The sequence below is a fragment of the Enterobacteriaceae endosymbiont of Plateumaris sericea genome, assembly GCF_012562605.1.
GTDB lineage: Bacteria > Pseudomonadota > Gammaproteobacteria > Enterobacterales > Enterobacteriaceae.
The window spans coordinates 1-2,216 of sequence record NZ_CP046224.1; the positions used below are offsets into that span (position 1 = coordinate 1).

General features: G+C 38.9%; 1 protein-coding gene and 1 rRNA gene. Both read left to right on the forward strand.

All coding sequences use genetic code 11. The features are described from left to right. A complete protein-coding gene (greA, locus tag GJT84_RS00005) occupies positions 1-483 on the forward strand; it encodes a transcription elongation factor GreA (protein WP_211080600.1) in 483 nt (160 codons plus the stop codon). A gap of 163 nt (positions 484-646) precedes the next feature. Further along, positions 647-2,204: ribosomal RNA gene (locus GJT84_RS00010) — 16S ribosomal RNA — on the forward strand. The last annotated feature ends 12 nt before the right edge of the window (positions 2,205-2,216 follow it).

Consider the following 2,216-nt stretch of genomic DNA (forward strand, 5'->3'; position numbering starts at 1 on the left):
ATGATAAACAAAATACCTATGACTTTAAAAGGATCAGAAAAATTAATTAAAGAGTTAAATCAATTAAAAAATATAAAAAGACATAAAATAATTCATGATATTATTGAAGCAAGAAAACATGGTGATTTAAAAGAAAATGCTGAATATCATGCTGCACGTGAAGAACAAAGTTTTTGTGAAGGACGAATTAAAGAAATAGAATTAAAATTATCTAATTGTCAGATAATCGATATTACTAAAATAAAAAATAAAGGAATAGTTGTTTTTGGATCTACTGTTAAAATCATTAATATAATTACCCATACAATAGTATCTTATAAAATTGTTGGTGATGATGAAGCTAATTTAAAAAAAAAATTAATTTCAATTAATGCTCCTCTTGCTAGAGGATTAATTGGTAAAAAAAAAAATAATATTGTTTTAATAAAAACTCCTAAAGGAGAAATAACATTTAAAATATTAGAAATTCAATATGTTAAGTAAATAAAAAATATTTTAATATAAAAAATTTGACATTAAAACATAATAGAGTAATATAAAATTATTAGGTAATTAATTTTAGTTCTTTAATAATTTATCAGAAAATTTATGTGGGCATTCTATTTTAGAGAATGTATATATAATTTATATTAAAATTTTTTGTTTTTAATTGAAGAGTTTGATCATGGCTCAGATTGAACGCTGGCGGCAAGCTTAACACATGCAAGTCGAGCGGCATCAAGATAAATAGTTTACTATTTATTGTTGGCAAGCGGCGGACGGGTGAGTAATATCTGGGGATCTGCCTTTTGGAGGGGGATAACTATTGGAAACGATAGCTAATACCGCATAATATCGTAAGATTAAAGTGGGGGATTTTATGATTTTTATAAAACCTCATACCATTAGATGAACCCAGACGAGATTAGCTAGTAGGTAAGGTAAAAGCTTACCTAGGCTACGATCTCTAGCTGGTCTGAGAGGATGATCAGCCACACTGGAACTGAGACACGGTCCAGACTCCTACGGGAGGCAGCAGTGGGGAATATTGCACAATGGGCGAAAGCCTGATGCAGCTATGCCGCGTGTATGAAGAAGGCCTTAGGGTTGTAAAGTACTTTCAACAAGAAAGAAATAATAAAATTTAATAAATTTTATTACTGACGTTACTTGTAAAAGAAGCACCGGCTAACTCCGTGCCAGCAGCCGCGGTAATACGGAGGGTGCGAGCGTTAATCGGAATTACTGGGCGTAAAGAGCACGTAGGCGGTATATTAAGTCAGATGTGAAATCCCTGAGCTTAACTTAGGAATTGCATTTGAAACTGATATACTTGAGTTTCATAGAGGGGGGTAGAATTCCAGGTGTAGCGGTGAAATGCGTAGATATCTGGAGGAATACCAGTGGCGAAGGCGGCCCCCTGGATGAATACTGACGCTGAGGTGCGAAAGCATGGGTAGCAAACAGGATTAGATACCCTGGTAGTCCATGCTGTAAACGATGTCGACTTGGAGGTTGTAAGCTTGACTTGTAACTTTCGTAGCTAACGCGTTAAGTCGACCGCCTGGGGAGTACGACCGCAAGGTTAAAACTCAAATGAATTGACGGGGGCCCGCACAAGCGGTGGAGCATGTGGTTTAATTCGATGCAACGCGAAAAACCTTACCTGGTCTTGACATCCATGGAATTTAGTAGAGATACTTTAGTGCCTTCGGGAACCATGAGACAGGTGCTGCATGGCTGTCGTCAGCTCGTGTTGTGAAATGTTGGGTTAAGTCCCGCAACGAGCGCAACCCTTGTCCTTTGTTGCCAACGGTTCGGCCGGGAACTCAAAGGAAACTGCCGGTGATAAACCGGAGGAAGGTGGGGACGACGTCAAGTCATCATGGCCCTTACGACCAGGGCTACACACGTGCTACAATGGTATATACAAAGGGAAGCATCCTCGCGAGAGTAAGCGGATCTCACAAAATATATCGTAGTTCGGATTGGAGTCTGCAACTCGACTCCATGAAGTCGGAATCGCTAGTAATCGTAGATCAGAACGCTACGGTGAATACGTTCCCGGGCCTTGTACACACCGCCCGTCACACCATGGAAGTGAGTTGTAAAAGAAGTAAGTTGCTTAACCTTTATGGAGGGCGCTTACCACTTTGTGATTCATAACTGGGGTGAAGTCGTAACAAGGTAACCGTAGGGGAACCTGTGGTTGGATCACCTCCTTTACTATAAGTACA

What these genes read in the sequence shown, in the direction of transcription:
- greA (WP_211080600.1), top strand. Translation starts at nt 1, where the DNA reads ATGATAAACAAAATACCTATGACTTTAAAAGGATCAGAAAAATTAATT.